The sequence below is a fragment of the Arcobacter cryaerophilus gv. crypticus genome, assembly GCF_002993025.1.
Taxonomy (GTDB): domain Bacteria; phylum Campylobacterota; class Campylobacteria; order Campylobacterales; family Arcobacteraceae; genus Aliarcobacter; species Aliarcobacter cryaerophilus_B.
On the sequence record NZ_NXGI01000005.1, the window covers coordinates 66,384 to 83,845 of the forward strand.

Below are 17,462 nucleotides of genomic sequence, written 5' to 3' on the forward strand. Positions count from 1 at the left end.
GGGAAAAAGATGTCAAGTTTTAATATAAAAAGATTAAATAAGCCTTTTGATATTGTTATAGAAAATATTGCAAGTGATAAATCAATATCACACAGATGTGCTATGTTTTCACTATTTTCAAATAAAACTTCATATATTAAAAACTATTTAACGGCTGAAGATACTTTAAATACTCTAAAAATTGTAGAACAATTAGGTGCAAAAATAAAAAGAGATGGAAGTAGTGTTGAAATTACTCCTGTTGATAATTTAAGCGAACCAGATGATGTGCTTGATTGTGGAAACTCTGGAACTGCTATGAGACTTTTTTGTGGATTATTAGCAAGTGTTGATGGCTCTTTTGTTTTAAGTGGAGATAAATACTTACGAAGTAGACCAATGAAAAGAGTTGCCGATCCTTTAAGAAATATTGGAGCAAATATTGATGGAAGAGAAAATGGAAACAAAGCACCTTTATTTATAAGAGGTGAAAAATATTTAAAACCTTTCTCTTATATATCTCCAGTAGACTCAGCTCAAGTTAAATCAGCTATGATTTTGGCAGCTTTAAGAGCTACAAATGTTAGTAAATATAAAGAAAATGAACTAACACGTGACCATACTGAACGAATGCTAAAAGGTATGGGAGCAGAAATTTTTACAGATAATGAAGGCTTTATTAATATAAAACCTCTAACATCTCACTTAAAACCCTTAAATATAACTGTTCCAGCAGACCCTTCTAGTGGATTTTTCTTTGCTGTTGCAGCTGCAATTTCAAAAGGTTCTAGAGTTGTAATAAAAAATGCATCTTTAAACCCTACAAGAGTTGAAGCTTATGTTGTTTTAAAAAAAATGGGAGCAGTAGTAAACTTTATTGAAAAAGAGAATGTTTATGAACCTATTGGAGATATTGAAATTATTGGAGACGAACTAAATGGTGTTGAAGTAAGTGAAAATATATCTTGGCTAATAGATGAGCTTCCAGCACTTAGTATTGCAATGAGCTTAGCAAAAGGAAAATCAAAAGTAAGCAATGCAAAAGAGCTAAGAGTAAAAGAGAGTGACCGTATAAAAGCTGTTGTAGATAATTTAGCACTTTGTGGAGTTGATTTTACAGAGTTTGAAGATGGTTATGAAATAAGAGGTGGAAGCTTAAAAAGTGCAACTATTGACTCTTATGGTGACCATAGAATTGCTATGAGTTTTGCAATAGCTGGGTTAAATTGTGATATGAAAATAGATGATGTAGAGTGCATAAACTCATCTTTTCCAAACTTTAAAGAGATTTTAGACTCTTTGTATTAAGGATAAATTTTGAAAATAGAACTAGCGAGTAGCTATGGTTTTTGTTTTGGAGTAAAAAGAGCTATTGAAATTGCACAAAAATATGAAAATAGTGCAACTATGGGACCACTTATTCATAATGAAGATGAGATAAATAGATTAAAAAAAGATTTTAATGTTGGACTTTACTCAAACTTAAGTGATGCAAAACCAGATGATACTGTTATTATTAGAACTCATGGTATTCCAAAAAATGATTTAAGAGATCTTAAAAAAGGAGTTAAGAAAGTTATAAATGCTACTTGCCCATTTGTAACAACTCCACAAAATATAGTAAAAAATATGTCAAAAGAGGGTTACTCTATTCTTATTTTTGGAGATATTGAGCATCCTGAAGTAAAAGGTGTTAAATCTTATGCTTGCGATTTAGATGATGTTCATATAATATTATGCACTGAAGATTTAAAAAATATAAAATTTAAAAATAATAAAATTGCTTGTGTTGCACAAACTACAAAGAAAAAAGAGACTTACCTAGAAATCATAAATGAGCTAATTCTAAAAAATAAAGAAGTGCGAGTTTTTAATACAATTTGTGATGCAACTTTTGAAAACCAAGATGCAGCAAAAGATATCTCAATAAAATCTGATGTTATGATTGTAATTGGTGGAAAAAGCTCATCAAATACAAAACAACTTCACTCTATTTGTCTTGAAAATTGTGAAGATTCATATTTAATAGAAAATGAACAAGATCTTGAAATTTCTTGGTTTAAAGATAAAAAATTCTGTGGAATCACTGCAGGTGCGAGTACGCCTGACTGGGTTATTCAAAAAGTATGTGATAAAATAAAGAGTTTTAAACCATAATTTAAGCGATTTTTTTGTACAATCTTGCTATTTTAAATAAACTGGTAAACAAAGAAGGTACAAAATGCGTATGGAAGATATAGATTTAGGTGAAGACTTTGACTTTGAGCAAATGCTAAATGAGTCTTTTGAACAATCAGAGAATAACTCTGTGGTTGATGGTGTAATTGTTGATATAAATGATGAGAGAGTTTTAGTTGATGTTGGACAAAAAATAGAAGGTTTATTGTCAGTATCTGAAATTACAACAAATGGTGAATTAAAGTATAAAGTTGGAGATACAATTCCTGTTATGCTTATGGGAAGCAGAGGTGAAAGACCTAGTATTTCTCATAGAAAAGTACTACAAAGAGAGAAGTTTAATAACTTTATAGCTACTCATGGTGAAAACTTTGAAGATGTTACTATTGAAGCTAAAATAGTATCTGTTAAACAAAGAGGTGGTTTCACTCTTGAAGATACAGATGGTTGTGAATACTTTATGCCTCTAGCTCAATCTTACATGAAAACTATTGGTGCTATTGGAAAAACAATAAAAGCAAAAGTTATTAAAGTAAACAAAAATCAAAGCTCAATTATTGTTTCAAGAAAAAAATTAATTGAAGAGAGTAAATCTGTAAAAGATAGCAAAATTGCTGAAATTTTAGAGAATAAAGAGCCAATTGATGGAGTTATTAAAAAAATTACTTCTTATGGAATGTTTGTAGATTTAGGTGGAATAGATGGTCTTGTAAACTACAATGAGATTTCTTATAAAGGTCCTGTAAATCCTGCAAACTATTACTCAGAAGGAGATACTGTTTCTGTTATTGTATTATCTTATGATAAAAATAAACAACATTTAAGCCTATCGATCAAAGCTGCTTTATCAAATCCATGGGAAGAGATAAAAGATAGATTAGAAGTTGGTGATACTATTACTGTAACTGTTTCAAATTTTGAATCTTATGGTGCTTTTGTTGATTTAGGAAATGATATAGAAGGACTTTTACATATTTCAGAACTTTCATGGAATAAAAATATCAAAAATCCAAAAGAGATTTTAAACATTGGTGATGAGATAAATGTTGAAGTAATTGAGCTAAACTTTGACCAAAAAAGATTAAGAGTTAGTTTAAAAAACCTTCAAGAAAAACCATTTAATAAATTTGTAAACTCTCACAAAGTTGGAGATGTTTTAAAAGGAAAAATTGCAACTTTAACTGAATTTGGAGCTTTTGTTACTATAGGTGATGTTGATGGATTACTTCACAATGAAGAGTCAAGTTGGGAGCCAAATAGTAAATGTAAAAATCTTTTCAAAAAAGGCGATGAAGTTGAAGTTAAAATTATCAAAATAGATAGAGAAAAAGAAAATATCTCACTTTCTATCAAAGAAATAGCTACTTCTCCTGCAAAAGATTTCCAAGACAAATACAAAATTGGTGATATTGTAAAAGGTGCTATAAAAGATAAAAAAGATTTCGGTCTATTTATAAAACTTGAAAACAACCTAGATGGACTTGTAAGAACTGAAGATTTTGGTCCATTAAATATTGATGAAGTATCAATTGGTGATGAAATTGAAGCTGTTGTTATAAATATTGACACTAAAAAAAATAGAGTTAGATTATCTATAAGAAGATTAGAGCAACAACAAGAAAGAGATATTCTAAAGTCTGTAAATGATGATATGTCTATGACTTTGGGTGATGCTATAAAAGATCAATTCAAAAAGTAGGAATATTTTAATGAGTAAAAAAACAATTGTAGTTTGTGATCATATTCACGAAGCTGGATTAAAAATTTTAGAAAAAACAGAAGATATAAATTATGTATTTGCAGCTGATGTTGATAAAGTAAAACTATTAGATATTATAAAAGATGCAGATGTTGCAATTACTAGATCTTCAACAGATGTTGATGAAAAATTTTTAAATGCAGCAGTTAATTTAAAAGCAATTATACGAGCTGGTGTTGGTTATGATAATGTTGATATTGAAGGTTGCAGTAAAAGAGGAATAATTGCTATGAATGTTCCTACTGCAAACACAATAGCAGCAGTTGAACTTACAATGGCTCATATGTTATCTTGTATGAGAAAATTTCCATATGCTCACAATCAATTAAAAATTGATAGAGTTTGGAAAAGAGAAGATTGGTATGGAAATGAGCTTTATGGTAAAAAACTAGGTGTTATTGGTTTTGGAAATATTGGTCACAGAGTTGCTTTAAGAGCAAAAGCATTTGAAATGGATGTTATTACTTATGACCCATTTATTCCAAGCACAAAAGCAACTGATTTAGGTATTACTTATACTACAAATTTTGAAGACATATTAGCTTGTGATATTATTACAATTCATACTCCAAAAAACAAAGATACTATCGATATGATTAGTTTCGATGAGATAAAAAAGATGAAAGATGGTGTTGTATTAATAAACTGCGCAAGAGGTGGATTATACAATGAAGAAGCACTTGTAGAAAATTTAAAAAATGGAAAAATTGCAATGGCAGGAATTGATGTATTCAAAAAAGAGCCAGCAACTTCTCATCCACTTTTAGATTTACCAAATGTAACTTTAACAGCACATCTTGGAGCAAATACAAAAGAGAGTCAAAAAGAGATCTCTATTCAAAGTGCAAACAATGCAATAGAAAGTGCAAGAGGAATATCATATCCAAATGCATTAAACCTTCCAATAGATGAGAGCAAAATTCCTTCATTTGTAAAACCATATATTGAATTAACTCAAAAAATGGCATTTTTACTAGCACAAATTAGTAAAAGCGAAATTAGAGCTATTGAAGTAAGTGCAGAGGGTGAATTAGCTGAATTTGTTGAATCTTTACAAACTTTTGCAAGTGTTGGAGTTTTAAGTGCAAGTGCTAGTAGCAGTAGTGTAAACTATGTAAATGCAAACTTTATTGCTAAAGAGAAAAATATAGAATTAACTACTAAGAAATTAACAAATAGCAGTGGTTATAAAAATAAAGTATCTGTTAAAATAACAAATGCAAAAGGTGTAAAAACTATATCTGGAACTGTATTTGGTGATGATGTTCAAAGAGTTGTTAATCTTGATGGTTTTGCTATTGATGTTGAACCAAAAGGTAAAATGATTATTATGAAAAACAAAGATATTCCAGGTGTTGTAGGAAAAGTTGGAAATATTTTGGGTGAAAACGGTATCAACATATCTGACTTCAGACTTAGTCGTGGTAAAGAAGGAACTGCATTAGCAGTTATATTAATAGATGAAAAAGCAAACTCAAAAGTAACTAGCGAACTTGATAATTTAGAAGCTAGCATTGCTGTTGCTTATGCTGAAATATAAGGAGTAAAAATGGCAATTGGAATGAGCGAATTAAAAAAAGGTCTTAAGATTGAAGTTGAGGGAATTCCATATAAAATTGTAGAGTATCAACATGTAAAACCTGGAAAAGGTGCTGCATTTGTAAGAGCAAAAATTAAATCATTTTTAAATGGAAAAACTATTGAAAAAACTTTCCACGCTGGTGATAAATGTGAAACTCCAAATTTACAACAAAAACAGATGCAATTTTTATATGATGATGGTGAATTATTACAATTTATGGATACTTCAAATTATGAGCAAGAGGGTTTAACTTACGAACAAGTCGGAGAAGCTTTTGATTGGATAATAGATGGAATGCAAGTAGATATGATGTATTTCAACGGAAAAGCTATTACAGTTGAGCCTCCAATGGTAGTTGAACTAAAAATTGTAGAGACTCCACCAAACTTCAAAGGTGACTCTCAAGGTGGAAGAAAACCAGCTACTTTAGAATCAGGGGCTGTTGTACAAATTCCTTTTCATATTCTTGAAGGTGATGTAATCAAAGTTGACACTAGAACTGGTGAATACTTAGAAAAAGTAAAATAATTAAAAAGCTAGATTTACTCTAGCTTTTTATCAAATTTCAATATATTAACTCTTCTTTTTTAAAAAAACTATCTTTTCATCTCCCAAATAGTTTTCGTGCAATATTTCAAAATCTATATTTAGTTCATTTAAAGCATTAATCCCATTTCTAATTTTTGGGCTTATTATTAGAATAAAAAAATCTATTTTATCTTTTAAAATATCAAGAAGATTATAAACACCCTCAACCATAATAAACTTATAATCAAGTAGTTTAAATAGATCATCGCTAATGATTACATTTCTATTTGCTACGTTAAAAAGTGGTATATTTTGAGAAAAAAGCTTATTTTTACTATAAATAAAAACATCTGGTTCAGCTCCCTTTATATATCTTGTATCCAAAGTTGGTTTATCAGTTCGTACAGTGTTTCCACCAATCACTAGAAGGTCAATCTTATCTCTAAGCATATGAACATATAGTTTTGCTCTTTGTGAGCTTATTTGACCATCTATTGAACCATTTAAAGTTTGTGCCATTTTGAAAAATATACAAGTTTTATTTTGCCAAGATTTAAAAGGGATTAAAAGATTTTCACACTCTTTTTCTAAAACTTTTGTTGTAATATTTATGTTTTTATTTTCTAAAGTTTTTATACCACCACTTGCAATTTTGTTTGTATCAATTGAGCCAATAATTACTCTTTTTGGTTTTAAAATTGATAATAAATTTGCACAAGATGGTGTTTTTCCATCATGATTACAAGGCTCTAAAGTTGTATAAATTTCACAATCATTAAAGAAGTTATTATGATTTTTTATTAAATACTCGTGTATTTCAGAACTTTTATTTTTTATTTTTAGAACAGAATTTGGTTCTTGTGTAAGAAATGCGGTTTTTAGTGCATTTATTTCAGCATGAGCAAATCCAGCCTCTTTGTGAGCCTCTATTGCTATAAGCTTTCCATCTTTAACAACAACGCACCCAACTGCAGGATTTGGGTAGGTTAAAAGTTGATATTTCCAAGCCTCATCAATGGCTAATTTCATATAGAAATTATCATCAATCTTCATAAAAAACTACTTTTTACCACTCAAAATATGTTGCAGCACTTAAGATATTATCATAAGTAATTTCTTCTTCTCCAAGCTCTGTTTTTATAGTTATTTTTTTGTTGTCAGCATTCAAAAGTTCACCTTTAAAACTATCTGTTTCAATATTTTTTACTCTTACTTTTTCACCAACACTTGCTATAAAATGTTCTGGTTTTTTTAATTTTCTTTCAATACCAGGAGAACTTACTTCAAGATTATATTTTCCACCCATTGGCTCATCAATATCTAAAATTGGAGATATTAATCTTGAAATTTCAGCACATTTATCTAAATTTACACCATCTTTTGATGTTACAACAACTCTAAAAATATTTCTCTCATGCTCTTTTTTTGTAACAATATCATAAAGCTTTAGCCCACTATTTTCAACTATTAGTTTAATTTGCTCTTCTAAATTCATTCTTTTTCACTTTTTATTTTATCTTTTTTTATTTTTGCAAATAGGTCTTCGATATTTTTTGATTTTTCTAAAGATGTATCTAGTTCAAATTTAAAATTTGGACATTTATACCATCCAGTACTTGCCAATACATCACTTTTTATTCTTCCATTTGCTTTTTTTAGAGATTCAATTACCTCTTTTACCTCATTTTTATCAAAATCACTACCATCAAAATATACAATTGCATCGTATTTTCCGTTCTTACAGTTTACACCTGTTATTGGTAAAGAGTTTATTTTACTATTTTGTAGTTGCGACAGAGCTTGAGGTATAAGCTCCATCAATAAGGATTCAGTTCTTTGAAGATTTATACTTTTCATTAATTGTCAATTTTTACTTTCTCTTCAATTTGAATAAATGTCTCAATATAGTCTCCAACTTTTATATCATTGAATTTATCGAACATAATTCCACACTCATATCCACTAGCAACTTCTTTTGCATCATCTTTAAATCTTTTTAGTGATGAAATTTTTCCAGTATATGTAACAATTCCATCTCTAATAATTCTAGCATGACCGCCTCTTATTACTTTACCATCTGTTACTAAACATCCAGCAACAGTTCCTATTTTTGGTACAACAAATGTCTCTCTAACTTCTGCTTGACCAGTATTCTCTTCTCTTATAATAGCGCTCATCATCCCAGATAGAGTATTTTTTACGTCATCAAGTAAATCATAGATAATTGAGTATGTATTTATCTCAACTCCATCAGATTTTGCTTTAGCCTTTATTGCTCCTGTAGGTCGAACATTAAATCCTAAGATTATACAACCTTCACTAGCACTTGCTAAAACTATATCACTTTCAGTAATTCCACCAACAGCTGAATGAATAACTTTTACTTTTACTTCATCATTTGCAATTTTTTCTAAAGAACCTTTAATTGCTTCTAAAGAACCACCAACGTCTGCTTTAATAATTACTGGTAATTGTTTAATTTTACCTTCAGCTATTAATCCACTCAGCTCTTCAAGTGATACTTTTGTAGATTTTGATAACTCTTTTGATCTTGCGTGTTCAGCTCTTGTTGTTGCAATATCTCTTACTTCTTTTTCACTGTCCATTGCAACTAAACTTGAACCAGTTGTTGGTACTTCATTTAGACCTAAAACAGTTCCAGTTTCGCTAAGTCCTAACTCTTTTACAATTTCTCCCATATCATTTGTAATAGCTTTTACTCTTCCAAAAGTAGTATCACAAACAATATTATCTCCAACTCTTAAAGTTCCATTTTGAACGATAATATTTGCAACAGGTCCTCTTCCTTTTTCTAAAGAAGATTCTATAACAGTTACTTTTGCTTTAGCAGTAGGATCAGCTTTTAGATCAAGAAGTTCCGATTGTATTAAGATATTTTCAAGTAAATCTTCAACACCATCTCCAGTTCTTGCAGATACTCCAATAAACTCTATATCACCACCCCAATCAATAGGAGTTAGATTTTTTTCAGCCATTTGAGCTTTTACCATATCTGGATTTGCTGTCTCTTTGTCCATTTTATTCATAGCTACTATAATTGGGCAACCACTAGCTTTTGCATGAGAAATTACCTCTTCTGTTTGAGCCTTTACTCCATCATCAGCAGCTACAACTATAATAATAATATCTGTAACATTTGCTCCTCTTGTTCTCATTGCACTAAATGCTTCGTGTCCTGGAGTATCAACAAAAGTAATTTTTTGTCCATTTTTTGTGATTGTATAAGAGTTTATATGCTGTGTAATTCCACCAGCTTCTCCTGAAGCTACTTTTGAACTTCTAATTTTATCCAATAAAGATGTTTTACCATGGTCAACATGTCCCATGATTGTTACAACTGGAGGTCTTGTTACAAATGATTTAGTATCAATCTCTTCGTTATAACTCTCTTCATAATTTACATCTTCTAATGCATCTTTTACAGTTACTTCAATACCTAATTCTTCTCCAAGTATTTCTAATTCATCTTGTTTTAAGAAGTCATTTTTTGTAACCATCATTCCTAAGTTAAATAGTACAGTAATAACTTCAGATGTAGTTTTTCCACAAGCTTCAGCAAATTCATAAACTCTAATATCTTCAGGAATTACAACATAAGTTACATCTTCTGCCTCTTGAACTCTTACAATTCTTTTCTTTCTTTTTCTTCTTTTAAGTCCTGTTGGAGTATTCCCAAAAGCTGCTGGTTTTGAACTTCTTGAGTGATTTGCTGTATTTACAGGTTTTGGTTCATCGAATATTTTAAAATTATCTTGTAATCCCATATCAAGAAGAACAACTTCATCTCCCAAAAGAGAATCATCACTACTTCTAAACTCTTCATTGCTATGAGAAACTTCTAATCTTCTTCCATGATCTTGAGCTTTTGTAGGAGTTTTCTTTTTCTCTTTTTTTACTTTTTGATTTCTTTGGTTGTCTTCTCTTACTCTATTATTTTTTTCAAAATTTTTCTCTTCGTTTTCACCAAAAATATCACTTAAAGATTTTTGAGTTTTTTTAACTTCAAAATCTTCTTTTACAACTTTTACCTCTGGCTCTTCTGGTCTTTTTTTCTTAATGATTACAAGACCTTTTCTTTTTGGAACAACTTTTGTAGGATTGATTATATTATCTTCATCATTTAGTTTAGTAATATTTTCTTCTGTTTTTAAAACAGGTTTTGAAATAGCTGGTTTTGTGATTTCAGTTTTTATTGAGTTGTCAACTACTTGCTCTTTATCATTTATTTCTAAAGCTTTTACATCAGGCACTTGATTTATTTCTATCTCTTTTTCAGGTTTAGAAACTTTTTCCTCTACTGGTTCTTTAATTCTAGAACTTTTTCCAGTCATTATATACTGTGTAATCTCTTCCGCATCCGCATAAGACACAGTAGCTTGTGCCGTTTTCAAATCTATCCCTAGCTCTTTCGCTTTTTGCATAACCTCAGCGCTTGTTGATGCAGCTTCTTCTGCAATCTCAAAAACTCTTACTTTATCTGACATCTAATAAAATCTCCTCAAATTGTATAACATACTTATCTTTGTTTTTGCACTCTCTACAAAGTGCTTTTTCATATCTTTTAATATCTTTCTTAACCAAGAAATCAACTTTACATGGCTGGCAAATATAAAAGCTTCTTCCAATGTTATCATAAACTGATAACTGTTTATTTGAACATTTAAATCTTAAAAGCTCCTTTTGTTCGAGCTTTTTCCTACAAAATATGCAAGTTCTTAAGATTATTTTCAAATTAGCCAAATATTATACCTAAATTTTTCTTAATAATATAAAATAATTAAATTTCAATTTTTACACCATTGTTATCAAAATCTACACTCATTACTCTAAAATGAGAAAATTTCTCTTTTAAAGCAAGTTCAAGCTTTTGACTATCTTCACTATAGGCTACTGAGAAAAATGTAGAACCCGAACCAGAAAGAGTACTCATTAAAGCACCATTTTTCAGAGCTGTTTTTTGTACTTCAAATAGTTCTGGCATATGTCTCATTCTAAATTGTTGATGAACCATATCAGCTGATGCATACTTTAACATCTCCCAATTTTCACTCATAAACGCAGCCGTTAAAAGTGATGAATGAGATATATTAAAAATTGTATCCTCTTTTGAATATTTATATGGAAGAGTTTTTCTTGATAATGTAGTTGAAATTGGTCTATTTGGTACAACAACAACTGCTTTTAAAGTTCTAGGAATTGATTTATTTATAAATTTTACCTCATTTTCATGTACACTTGCCACATTAAATCCACCCATAACAGCTGGTGTTATATTATCAGGATGACTTTCGTATGCCAAAGATAGATTCAAAAGTCTCTCTTTTTCTACTTTTATTCCCTCAATTGCATAAGCACTAGCAATTGCAGAAACAATAACAGCAGAAGAGCTTCCTAAACCTCTTGAAAGTGGTATTTCATTAAAAAATTCAAATCTAAAATGTCTCTTTTTTTGTGTCAAATTGTAGTAAAAGTCATTAAAAATAGATATAAACATATTATTATCTTTTAATGCAGGATTATTTGAACCTTCACCTTTTAAAGATACACTATGAAATTTTGATGGTCTGATTATTACTTGATTTTTTAAGTTTAAAGCTAATCCTAAACAGTCAAATCCAGGCCCTAAATTGGCACTAGTTGCTGGAACACTAATTCTCAAATATTCTCCTTTTTAAATGGTTCCATTTAAAAAGGAACCGAATCTTTTATAACTACTTTTTATAGCCTAGATTAAAAATCTCCTAAAAGTAGCTAGTTGTTAAACTCTCTATGAGAAAAACCTAAAGAGCTTCAAAATGAAGCCTTTATACAGCGGGTAAATTATATATTGGCAAAGTATCTTTAGAAAAATCTATATTTTCTAAACTCTTTGGTAATTTAAAATCCGAGATTTTACACATATTTGGCAAAAAATCTACTTTAATCTCTTTATTTTCATTTATAAAATATTTTTTTCCTAATGCTTTTATTGGAGAATTTTGATTAAAAAGAAATCCATTTGCTGCTAGAAACTCAATATTTTTTATCATAGTTATAGTTTTTAAAAATATATAAGCAATTTTAATAGACATAAATGAACCCGGTGTATTTACATAAATTATAGTTTTTACATTAAATTCTTCTAATAAATCTTTAAATAAAATTGGCAATTCATCAGATGTTAAACCATTTTGCTCTATTTGTCTTAAAAGTTGTTTATCTTTATAAACACCAATTAAAAGTGGTTTTGAAATAGTTATAACTAAAATTTCTATCAAATTTTTACTCTGCACTTAACTGTTTTGCAAATGCAAGTTCAAACACTTCAGCTTCACTACTTGCCTCTTCTAAATCAATGATTTCATAATTTTCTTTATCTTCATAAAGTTTTTTTGTCAAAAGATGATTCAAATGGTGACTTCCAGCAACAGCTTGATACTCACCAATCATTGTATACTCTAAAAGTGCCATATCTCCAATTGCATCAAGGATTTTATGTCTTACAAATTCATCTTCATATCTAAGACCTTCTGGATTTAGAATCTTTATTTCATCCAAAACTATAGCATTTTCCATACTTCCACCAAGTGCTAAACCAATACTTCTTAAATATTGAACTTCATGTAAAAATCCAAATGTTCTAGCTTTTGCAATACTCTCTTTATACTCTTCAATTGAGTAATCAAAATGGAATTTTTGTTGCCCAATTGCTGGATGATTAAATTTAATCTCAAAATCATAAACAATTCTATTTGATGGTTTTAGACTTACTCTTTTTCCATCTTCTGTTGTTACAACAACCTCTTTTTTGATTTTTATTGCTTTTTTTCCCTCTTCTTGCTCTTGTATCCCAGCCTCTTCAATTAGCATACAATATCCAGAAGCACTTCCATCTAAAATTGGAATTTCATCATTATCTAAAACAATTCTTAAATTATCAATTCCATAAGCATAAATTGCAGATAAAAGATGTTCAATAGTTGAAACTATTACTCCATCTTTTCCTAAAACTGTTGCCATTTTTGTATCAACCACATACTCTTTTTTTAAAGGAATTGTAACTCCTGCATCACTTCTATATATTATAATTCCACTATTTGATGGTAAAGGCTCTAATCTCATTTTTACAGGAACTCCTTTATGAAGTCCTATTCCAACAATTTCAATATCACTCTTTATTGTTCTTTGTTTCATTTTTTGTTTCCATCTATAATTTTTATTGCACTATTTATTGTATTTGTAAGATTTAATTTCATCCAATTTGAATCCAACCACTCATTTGGATTTGCTTCAATTCCTTGAATTAAAATTCCAAAGTGTAAATGATCTCCAAAAACAGCTCCAGTAGAACCTGTATTTCCAATTTCTTGTCCAGCAACAACAATATCTCCTACATCAACACTTTGAGCACTTGTATGTGCATAAAGAGATGCTATTCCTAAACCATGGTCAATAATAATACTCTCTCCATAAATTCCTAAATAACCTCTAAATATAACTTTACCAGGATTTGTTGTAACAATACTTGCTCTTTTTACACTAGCCCAATCCATTCCTAAATGCCAAGCTTCATCTATTTTTTCATTATTATAAAAATAGTGTCTTCTCTCTCCAAACATTGCAAATGTTTTTGCATTTGTCATTCTTATAAAAGTTTTAACATCAAAAGGCATATTTTGACTATCTGCAAAATTCTTGATTACAACATTTCTCATAGTTGCTAGATTTTTTGCTCTTAAATCTTTGTTTGCTTTTACAAAAATTTCAGCAGCATTTGTAGGAATCTCCATATTACTAAGTTCTAAAACATTTTTACTAACACTATAAATAAAATCATCACTAATATTTAAATTATCAATTTTTTCTTTAAATCTATCATAATAAAAAGGTATTTTTGCAGAAGCTTTATTTCCTGCCATATCAATAGCAACAACTTTAACACCTTTAAAGTCTGTTAAATCTATTGGCCATGTAATAATTGAGATATAAAAATTTTTTTTATGAAATGGAAAAAGTTCAAAAATAACTTCATCGTTGAATGTAACATAATAATCTTTTAGATTTTCATCATTTATTTCAACAATTAAAATTCCACTACCACCTTGTTTTATCATATATGAATTTGAAATAACACTAGCTTGTGGAGATCTTCTATCAATTATTAAATTTGTATCATTAACAGCTTCATTTCCACCAAAAAAGTTCCAACTACTACTATCTTTTGCTTTTACTCTTAAAATCGCATTTGTAGCTTTAAATCCATCTGTTGGCTTAAAAGGTTTTATTTCAAAAGTCAAAATTCCACTATTTGGATCTTCATTTATTAACTCATTTTCTAAAACAAACTCTTTTTGCTCATCTATTAATATTGTTTCAAAAGATTTTAACTTACTTTTATCTGCAACTTCAACTCTTATTGGAGTTTGTAAATTCCAATAAATATCTTTTTGATTAACTTCTGTTTGAACATAAATATTTGGTTCTTCTCTATCCAAAGTTAAAATAACGCCTAAAACAATAACAACAACAATCATAACCGAAATACTTATATATAATAATCCGCTTTTTTTATCCATAATATTTTATAACTTCCTTTAATACTAAATTTTTTGCAACTTCTACATCTTTTGTATCTATTGTACATCCTGATGCGTTAAAATGTCCACCACCATCAAAAATAGAAGCTATTTTTGAGACATCAAGTTCATTTTTAGACCTCAAAGATACTCTACAAGCTCCATTTATAAATCGTATAAAAAATGCAATTTTTACAATTTGCATACTCATAATCATATCAAGAGCATCTTCACAATCTCGACTGTGTGCACCAGTAGTTTTAAACCACTCTTCAAGAGCATAAATAGTAGCTATTTCTCCATCTTTGTGAAGCTCTAAACTATCTAAAACTTTTGGAATGATTCTGTATTTTGCCAAACTATCTCTTCTTAAAAGCTTATTTGCAATAAATGATGGACTAGCACCACATTCAACTAAAAAGTTAACTTTTTTAAAAGTCTCTTCATCACATCTTCCTAAAGAAAATGCCAAAGTATCATCATATATTCCACAATAAAGTGATTGAGCACTATATTTTGATATGTTTAATCCATTATGTTTAAAAAATTCAAAAACAATCTCAGCTGTACTACTTTTATATGGATCTACTATATTTATTGTCCCAAAATTATTATTTGAAGCATGATGGTCAAAATTTATAAGAGGTATATCTTTTGGTAAATCAAATCCAAGCCTTTTATAAGTTCCACAATCAACACAAATAGCTAAATCATAAAAAGGTGGTAAAATATTTGTAATTTTATCAAATCTATTTAAAAAATCTAAATTTTTTGGTAAATCAGAACTAATATTAAAAACTTTATGTTTGATTTTATTTTCTGCAAATAAATTTGATAAAGCCAAAGCGCTCCCAATAGAATCAGGATCTGGATTTACATGAGTTATTATTAAAATGTATCTACTTTTTTCTATTAATTCTAAAGCTTTTGGATACAAACTCATATCTATTTTATTACTCAAAATAAAATCTTTTTTCAAAATCAATCAACTCTCATTGAAAAATCAAGCCAAGTTGCTTGATGAATTATACTTCCACTACTAACAGCGTCAACTCCTGTTTTTGCATACTCTTGAATAGTGTCAAGATTTATATTCCCACTAGCTTCTACCAAAATATGAGGATATTTATCATCTCTATATTTTACAACATCTTTTATTTGTTGGAATGTCATATTATCACACATTATAATATCAGCTCCAGCTTCCATAGCTGTTTCAACTTGAGAAAAAGTTTCACACTCAATTTCTATTTTTGTAACCCAAGATATTCTTTTTCTTGCTATTTTTACAAATTCTGCTAAATTTTCAATAGTTCTAAGGTGCGTATCTTTAAGCATCAAACAATCATCAAGACCCAATCTATGATTTATTGCTCCTCCAACTCTTGAAGCATACTTTTCAAAATCTCTTAAATGTGGTCGTGTTTTTCTAGTATCTAGTAAAACAACATCAAAACCATCTAGTTTTTCAACAAATTTACTAGCCATTGTAGCTATTCCACTTGCGTGTTGAAGCATATTCAAAAAAGTTCTCTCACTTGAAAGTAATTTTGAAGCTTTTCCTTCTAGTTTTGCTAAAATATCTCCAGCTTGTATTTTGTCACCATCTTTTTTCAAAAACTCAACTTTTATTTTTTCTGTTTGAGCCAAAATTTGAACATATTTAACCCCAGCTAATACTCCATTGCTTTTAGAAACAATTTTTGCTGTAAATTTTCCATCAGGAGCAATATCATAAAATAAATCTCCTCTTCCGTTGTCTTCTGTTATTGCTTGCTTTACAAACCTTTTAATATGAATCATATTTCGAACATCCTTTCAAGAGCTATTTTTGCCCAATATCTTGTCTTTTCATCTACTTTTATCTCTGATAATTCACTTATTTTATTCTCTTTTATAGATTTTAAAGTCAAATAAACATGCTCTAAAGTTGTCTCATTCATAGTAGGACACTCTGGTTTTGTTGAACTTAAAATATATGTATTTTTCTCTCTTAATCTATTAACCATATTAAACTCTGTTCCAACAACAACTTTTTGCTCAACTGGTAGCTCTTTTATAAATTTTATTAATTGAGAAGTTGAACCAACAAAATCAGCTTTATCACAAACAGCTGGATCACACTCTGGATGCACAGCTACAATAATATCTGGATATTTTTCTCTATAAAAATCTATATCATCAATATTAAATTGTTGATGAACACTACAAAAACCGTTATAACAAATAATATCAGCATCTTTTAAATTTGTTCCATCTCCAATAACTGCTGATTTCAATCCTAAACTTTTTGCAAAATTTTGTCCTAAACATCTATCAGGAACAAAAAATATTTTTTTACCAGATTTTAAACCTTTTTCAATTATTTTGTAAGCATTTGAAGATGTACAAACCATCCCACCCATTTCTCCAACTCTAGCTTTTACACTTGCACTTGAGTTAATATAAGTAATTGGTAAAATATCATCATTTGATATTCCAGCTTCATTCATTTTTTTTAAGTTTTCTAAAAAATAGCTCTCATCTATCATTCTAGCCATTGCACAACAAGCAATTCTTGGCATTAGAACTCTTTTTTGTGGATTTAAGATTTTTGCACTCTCTCCCATAAATCCAACACCACAAAATACAACAAATTCTTTGTCACTTTCCATAACCTTTTTTGCCAATTCTAGACTATCACCAGTTATATCAGCTAGTTCAAATACTTCATCTCTTTGATAAAAGTGAGCTACAAGTACAACATCTAGCTCTTTTTTTAGTTTTAAAATCTCTTCTTTATAATTCAATAATATTACCTTTTAAAAATTTTATTAAGTGAGAATATATCAAAAATTTAGTTATAATCTCATTTAATTTT

Annotated in this window: 17 protein-coding genes; 5 read left to right on the top strand and 12 right to left on the bottom strand. The window is 29.1% G+C overall.

Annotated features, from left to right (window positions below; translation table 11 throughout):
• Positions 1-9 precede the first annotated feature (9 nt).
• From aroA to efp, 5 genes are all read left to right on the top strand, one after another.
• Entirely contained in the window at positions 10-1,287 is a 1,278-nt protein-coding gene (gene aroA, locus CJ670_RS03660; RefSeq protein ID WP_105938886.1) for a 3-phosphoshikimate 1-carboxyvinyltransferase, read from the top strand.
• Positions 1,288-1,296: 9 nt separating this feature from the next.
• Positions 1,297-2,136: a 4-hydroxy-3-methylbut-2-enyl diphosphate reductase gene (locus CJ670_RS03665; RefSeq protein ID WP_105938887.1), complete on the top strand. Its 840-nt coding sequence runs from the start codon at positions 1,297-1,299 to the stop codon at positions 2,134-2,136.
• Between the two features lie 64 nt (positions 2,137-2,200).
• Positions 2,201-3,856, top strand: coding sequence for a 30S ribosomal protein S1 (locus tag CJ670_RS03670; RefSeq protein ID WP_105911473.1), 1,656 nt, complete (start codon positions 2,201-2,203; stop codon positions 3,854-3,856).
• 10 nt (positions 3,857-3,866) lie between these two features.
• A complete protein-coding gene (gene serA, locus CJ670_RS03675) occupies positions 3,867-5,456 on the top strand; it encodes a phosphoglycerate dehydrogenase (protein WP_105938888.1) in 1,590 nt (529 codons plus the stop codon).
• Positions 5,457-5,465: 9 nt separating this feature from the next.
• Positions 5,466-6,026, top strand: coding sequence for an elongation factor P (efp, locus tag CJ670_RS03680; protein ID WP_105911475.1), 561 nt, complete (start codon positions 5,466-5,468; stop codon positions 6,024-6,026).
• A gap of 45 nt (positions 6,027-6,071) precedes the next feature.
• Here the strand turns inward: efp and ribD are convergent, their stop codons facing one another.
• The 12 genes from ribD to nadA form a co-directional block, all read right to left on the bottom strand.
• Entirely contained in the window at positions 6,072-7,079 is a 1,008-nt protein-coding gene (gene ribD, locus CJ670_RS03685) for a bifunctional diaminohydroxyphosphoribosylaminopyrimidine deaminase/5-amino-6-(5-phosphoribosylamino)uracil reductase RibD (RefSeq protein ID WP_105938889.1), read from the bottom strand.
• 13 nt (positions 7,080-7,092) lie between these two features.
• Positions 7,093-7,521 (bottom strand): ribosome maturation factor RimP, encoded by a 429-nt coding sequence (gene rimP, locus CJ670_RS03690; protein WP_105938890.1) that lies wholly within the window; start codon positions 7,519-7,521, stop codon positions 7,093-7,095.
• Positions 7,518-7,883, bottom strand: coding sequence for a 30S ribosome-binding factor RbfA (rbfA, locus tag CJ670_RS03695; RefSeq protein ID WP_105911478.1), 366 nt, complete (start codon positions 7,881-7,883; stop codon positions 7,518-7,520). Before rbfA ends, rimP begins: the two co-directional genes overlap by 4 nt.
• Positions 7,883-10,531, bottom strand: coding sequence for a translation initiation factor IF-2 (gene infB, locus CJ670_RS03700; protein ID WP_105938891.1), 2,649 nt, complete (start codon positions 10,529-10,531; stop codon positions 7,883-7,885). Before infB ends, rbfA begins: the two co-directional genes overlap by 1 nt.
• Positions 10,521-10,787, bottom strand: a complete 267-nt coding sequence (locus CJ670_RS11085; protein WP_105911480.1) for a DUF448 domain-containing protein — start codon at positions 10,785-10,787, stop codon at positions 10,521-10,523. The genes infB and CJ670_RS11085 overlap by 11 nt, the downstream gene beginning before the upstream one ends.
• Before the next feature lie 37 nt (positions 10,788-10,824).
• Positions 10,825-11,706 (bottom strand): homoserine kinase, encoded by an 882-nt coding sequence (gene thrB, locus CJ670_RS03710; RefSeq protein WP_105911481.1) that lies wholly within the window; start codon positions 11,704-11,706, stop codon positions 10,825-10,827.
• Between the two features lie 145 nt (positions 11,707-11,851).
• On the bottom strand, positions 11,852-12,304 hold the full coding sequence (locus CJ670_RS03715) for a hypothetical protein (RefSeq protein WP_105911482.1): 453 nt from the start codon (positions 12,302-12,304) through the stop codon (positions 11,852-11,854).
• 4 nt (positions 12,305-12,308) lie between these two features.
• Entirely contained in the window at positions 12,309-13,220 is a 912-nt protein-coding gene (gene lpxC / locus CJ670_RS03720; protein WP_105938892.1) for a UDP-3-O-acyl-N-acetylglucosamine deacetylase, read from the bottom strand.
• Positions 13,217-14,602, bottom strand: a complete 1,386-nt coding sequence (locus CJ670_RS03725; RefSeq protein ID WP_105938893.1) for a M23 family metallopeptidase — start codon at positions 14,600-14,602, stop codon at positions 13,217-13,219. The genes lpxC and CJ670_RS03725 overlap by 4 nt, the downstream gene beginning before the upstream one ends.
• Positions 14,595-15,581 carry a DHH family phosphoesterase gene (locus CJ670_RS03730; RefSeq protein WP_105938989.1) on the bottom strand — a complete coding sequence of 329 codons (987 nt, stop codon included), beginning with the start codon at positions 15,579-15,581 and terminating at the stop codon, positions 14,595-14,597. The genes CJ670_RS03725 and CJ670_RS03730 overlap by 8 nt, the downstream gene beginning before the upstream one ends.
• A gap of 2 nt (positions 15,582-15,583) precedes the next feature.
• Positions 15,584-16,405: a carboxylating nicotinate-nucleotide diphosphorylase gene (gene nadC, locus CJ670_RS03735; protein ID WP_105911485.1), complete on the bottom strand. Its 822-nt coding sequence runs from the start codon at positions 16,403-16,405 to the stop codon at positions 15,584-15,586.
• A complete protein-coding gene (nadA, locus tag CJ670_RS03740; protein WP_105938894.1) occupies positions 16,402-17,391 on the bottom strand; it encodes a quinolinate synthase NadA in 990 nt (329 codons plus the stop codon). The genes nadC and nadA overlap by 4 nt, the downstream gene beginning before the upstream one ends.
• Between the last annotated feature and the right edge of the window lie 71 nt (positions 17,392-17,462).

Excerpts from the sequence above, each read along its gene's own strand:
- lpxC (WP_105938892.1), bottom strand. The coding sequence starts at position 13,220 with ATGAAACAAAGAACAATAAAGAGTGATATTGAAATTGTTGGAATAGGA.
- CJ670_RS03670 (WP_105911473.1), top strand. The coding sequence starts at position 2,201 with ATGCGTATGGAAGATATAGATTTAGGTGAAGACTTTGACTTTGAGCAA.
- ribD (WP_105938889.1), bottom strand. The coding sequence starts at position 7,079 with ATGAAGATTGATGATAATTTCTATATGAAATTAGCCATTGATGAGGCT.
- aroA (WP_105938886.1), top strand. The coding sequence starts at position 10 with ATGTCAAGTTTTAATATAAAAAGATTAAATAAGCCTTTTGATATTGTT.
- rimP (WP_105938890.1), bottom strand. The coding sequence starts at position 7,521 with ATGAATTTAGAAGAGCAAATTAAACTAATAGTTGAAAATAGTGGGCTA.
- nadC (WP_105911485.1), bottom strand. The coding sequence starts at position 16,405 with ATGATTCATATTAAAAGGTTTGTAAAGCAAGCAATAACAGAAGACAAC.
- efp (WP_105911475.1), top strand. The coding sequence starts at position 5,466 with ATGGCAATTGGAATGAGCGAATTAAAAAAAGGTCTTAAGATTGAAGTT.
- rbfA (WP_105911478.1), bottom strand. The coding sequence starts at position 7,883 with ATGAAAAGTATAAATCTTCAAAGAACTGAATCCTTATTGATGGAGCTT.
- CJ670_RS03725 (WP_105938893.1), bottom strand. The coding sequence starts at position 14,602 with ATGGATAAAAAAAGCGGATTATTATATATAAGTATTTCGGTTATGATT.
- serA (WP_105938888.1), top strand. The coding sequence starts at position 3,867 with ATGAGTAAAAAAACAATTGTAGTTTGTGATCATATTCACGAAGCTGGA.
- infB (WP_105938891.1), bottom strand. The coding sequence starts at position 10,531 with ATGTCAGATAAAGTAAGAGTTTTTGAGATTGCAGAAGAAGCTGCATCA.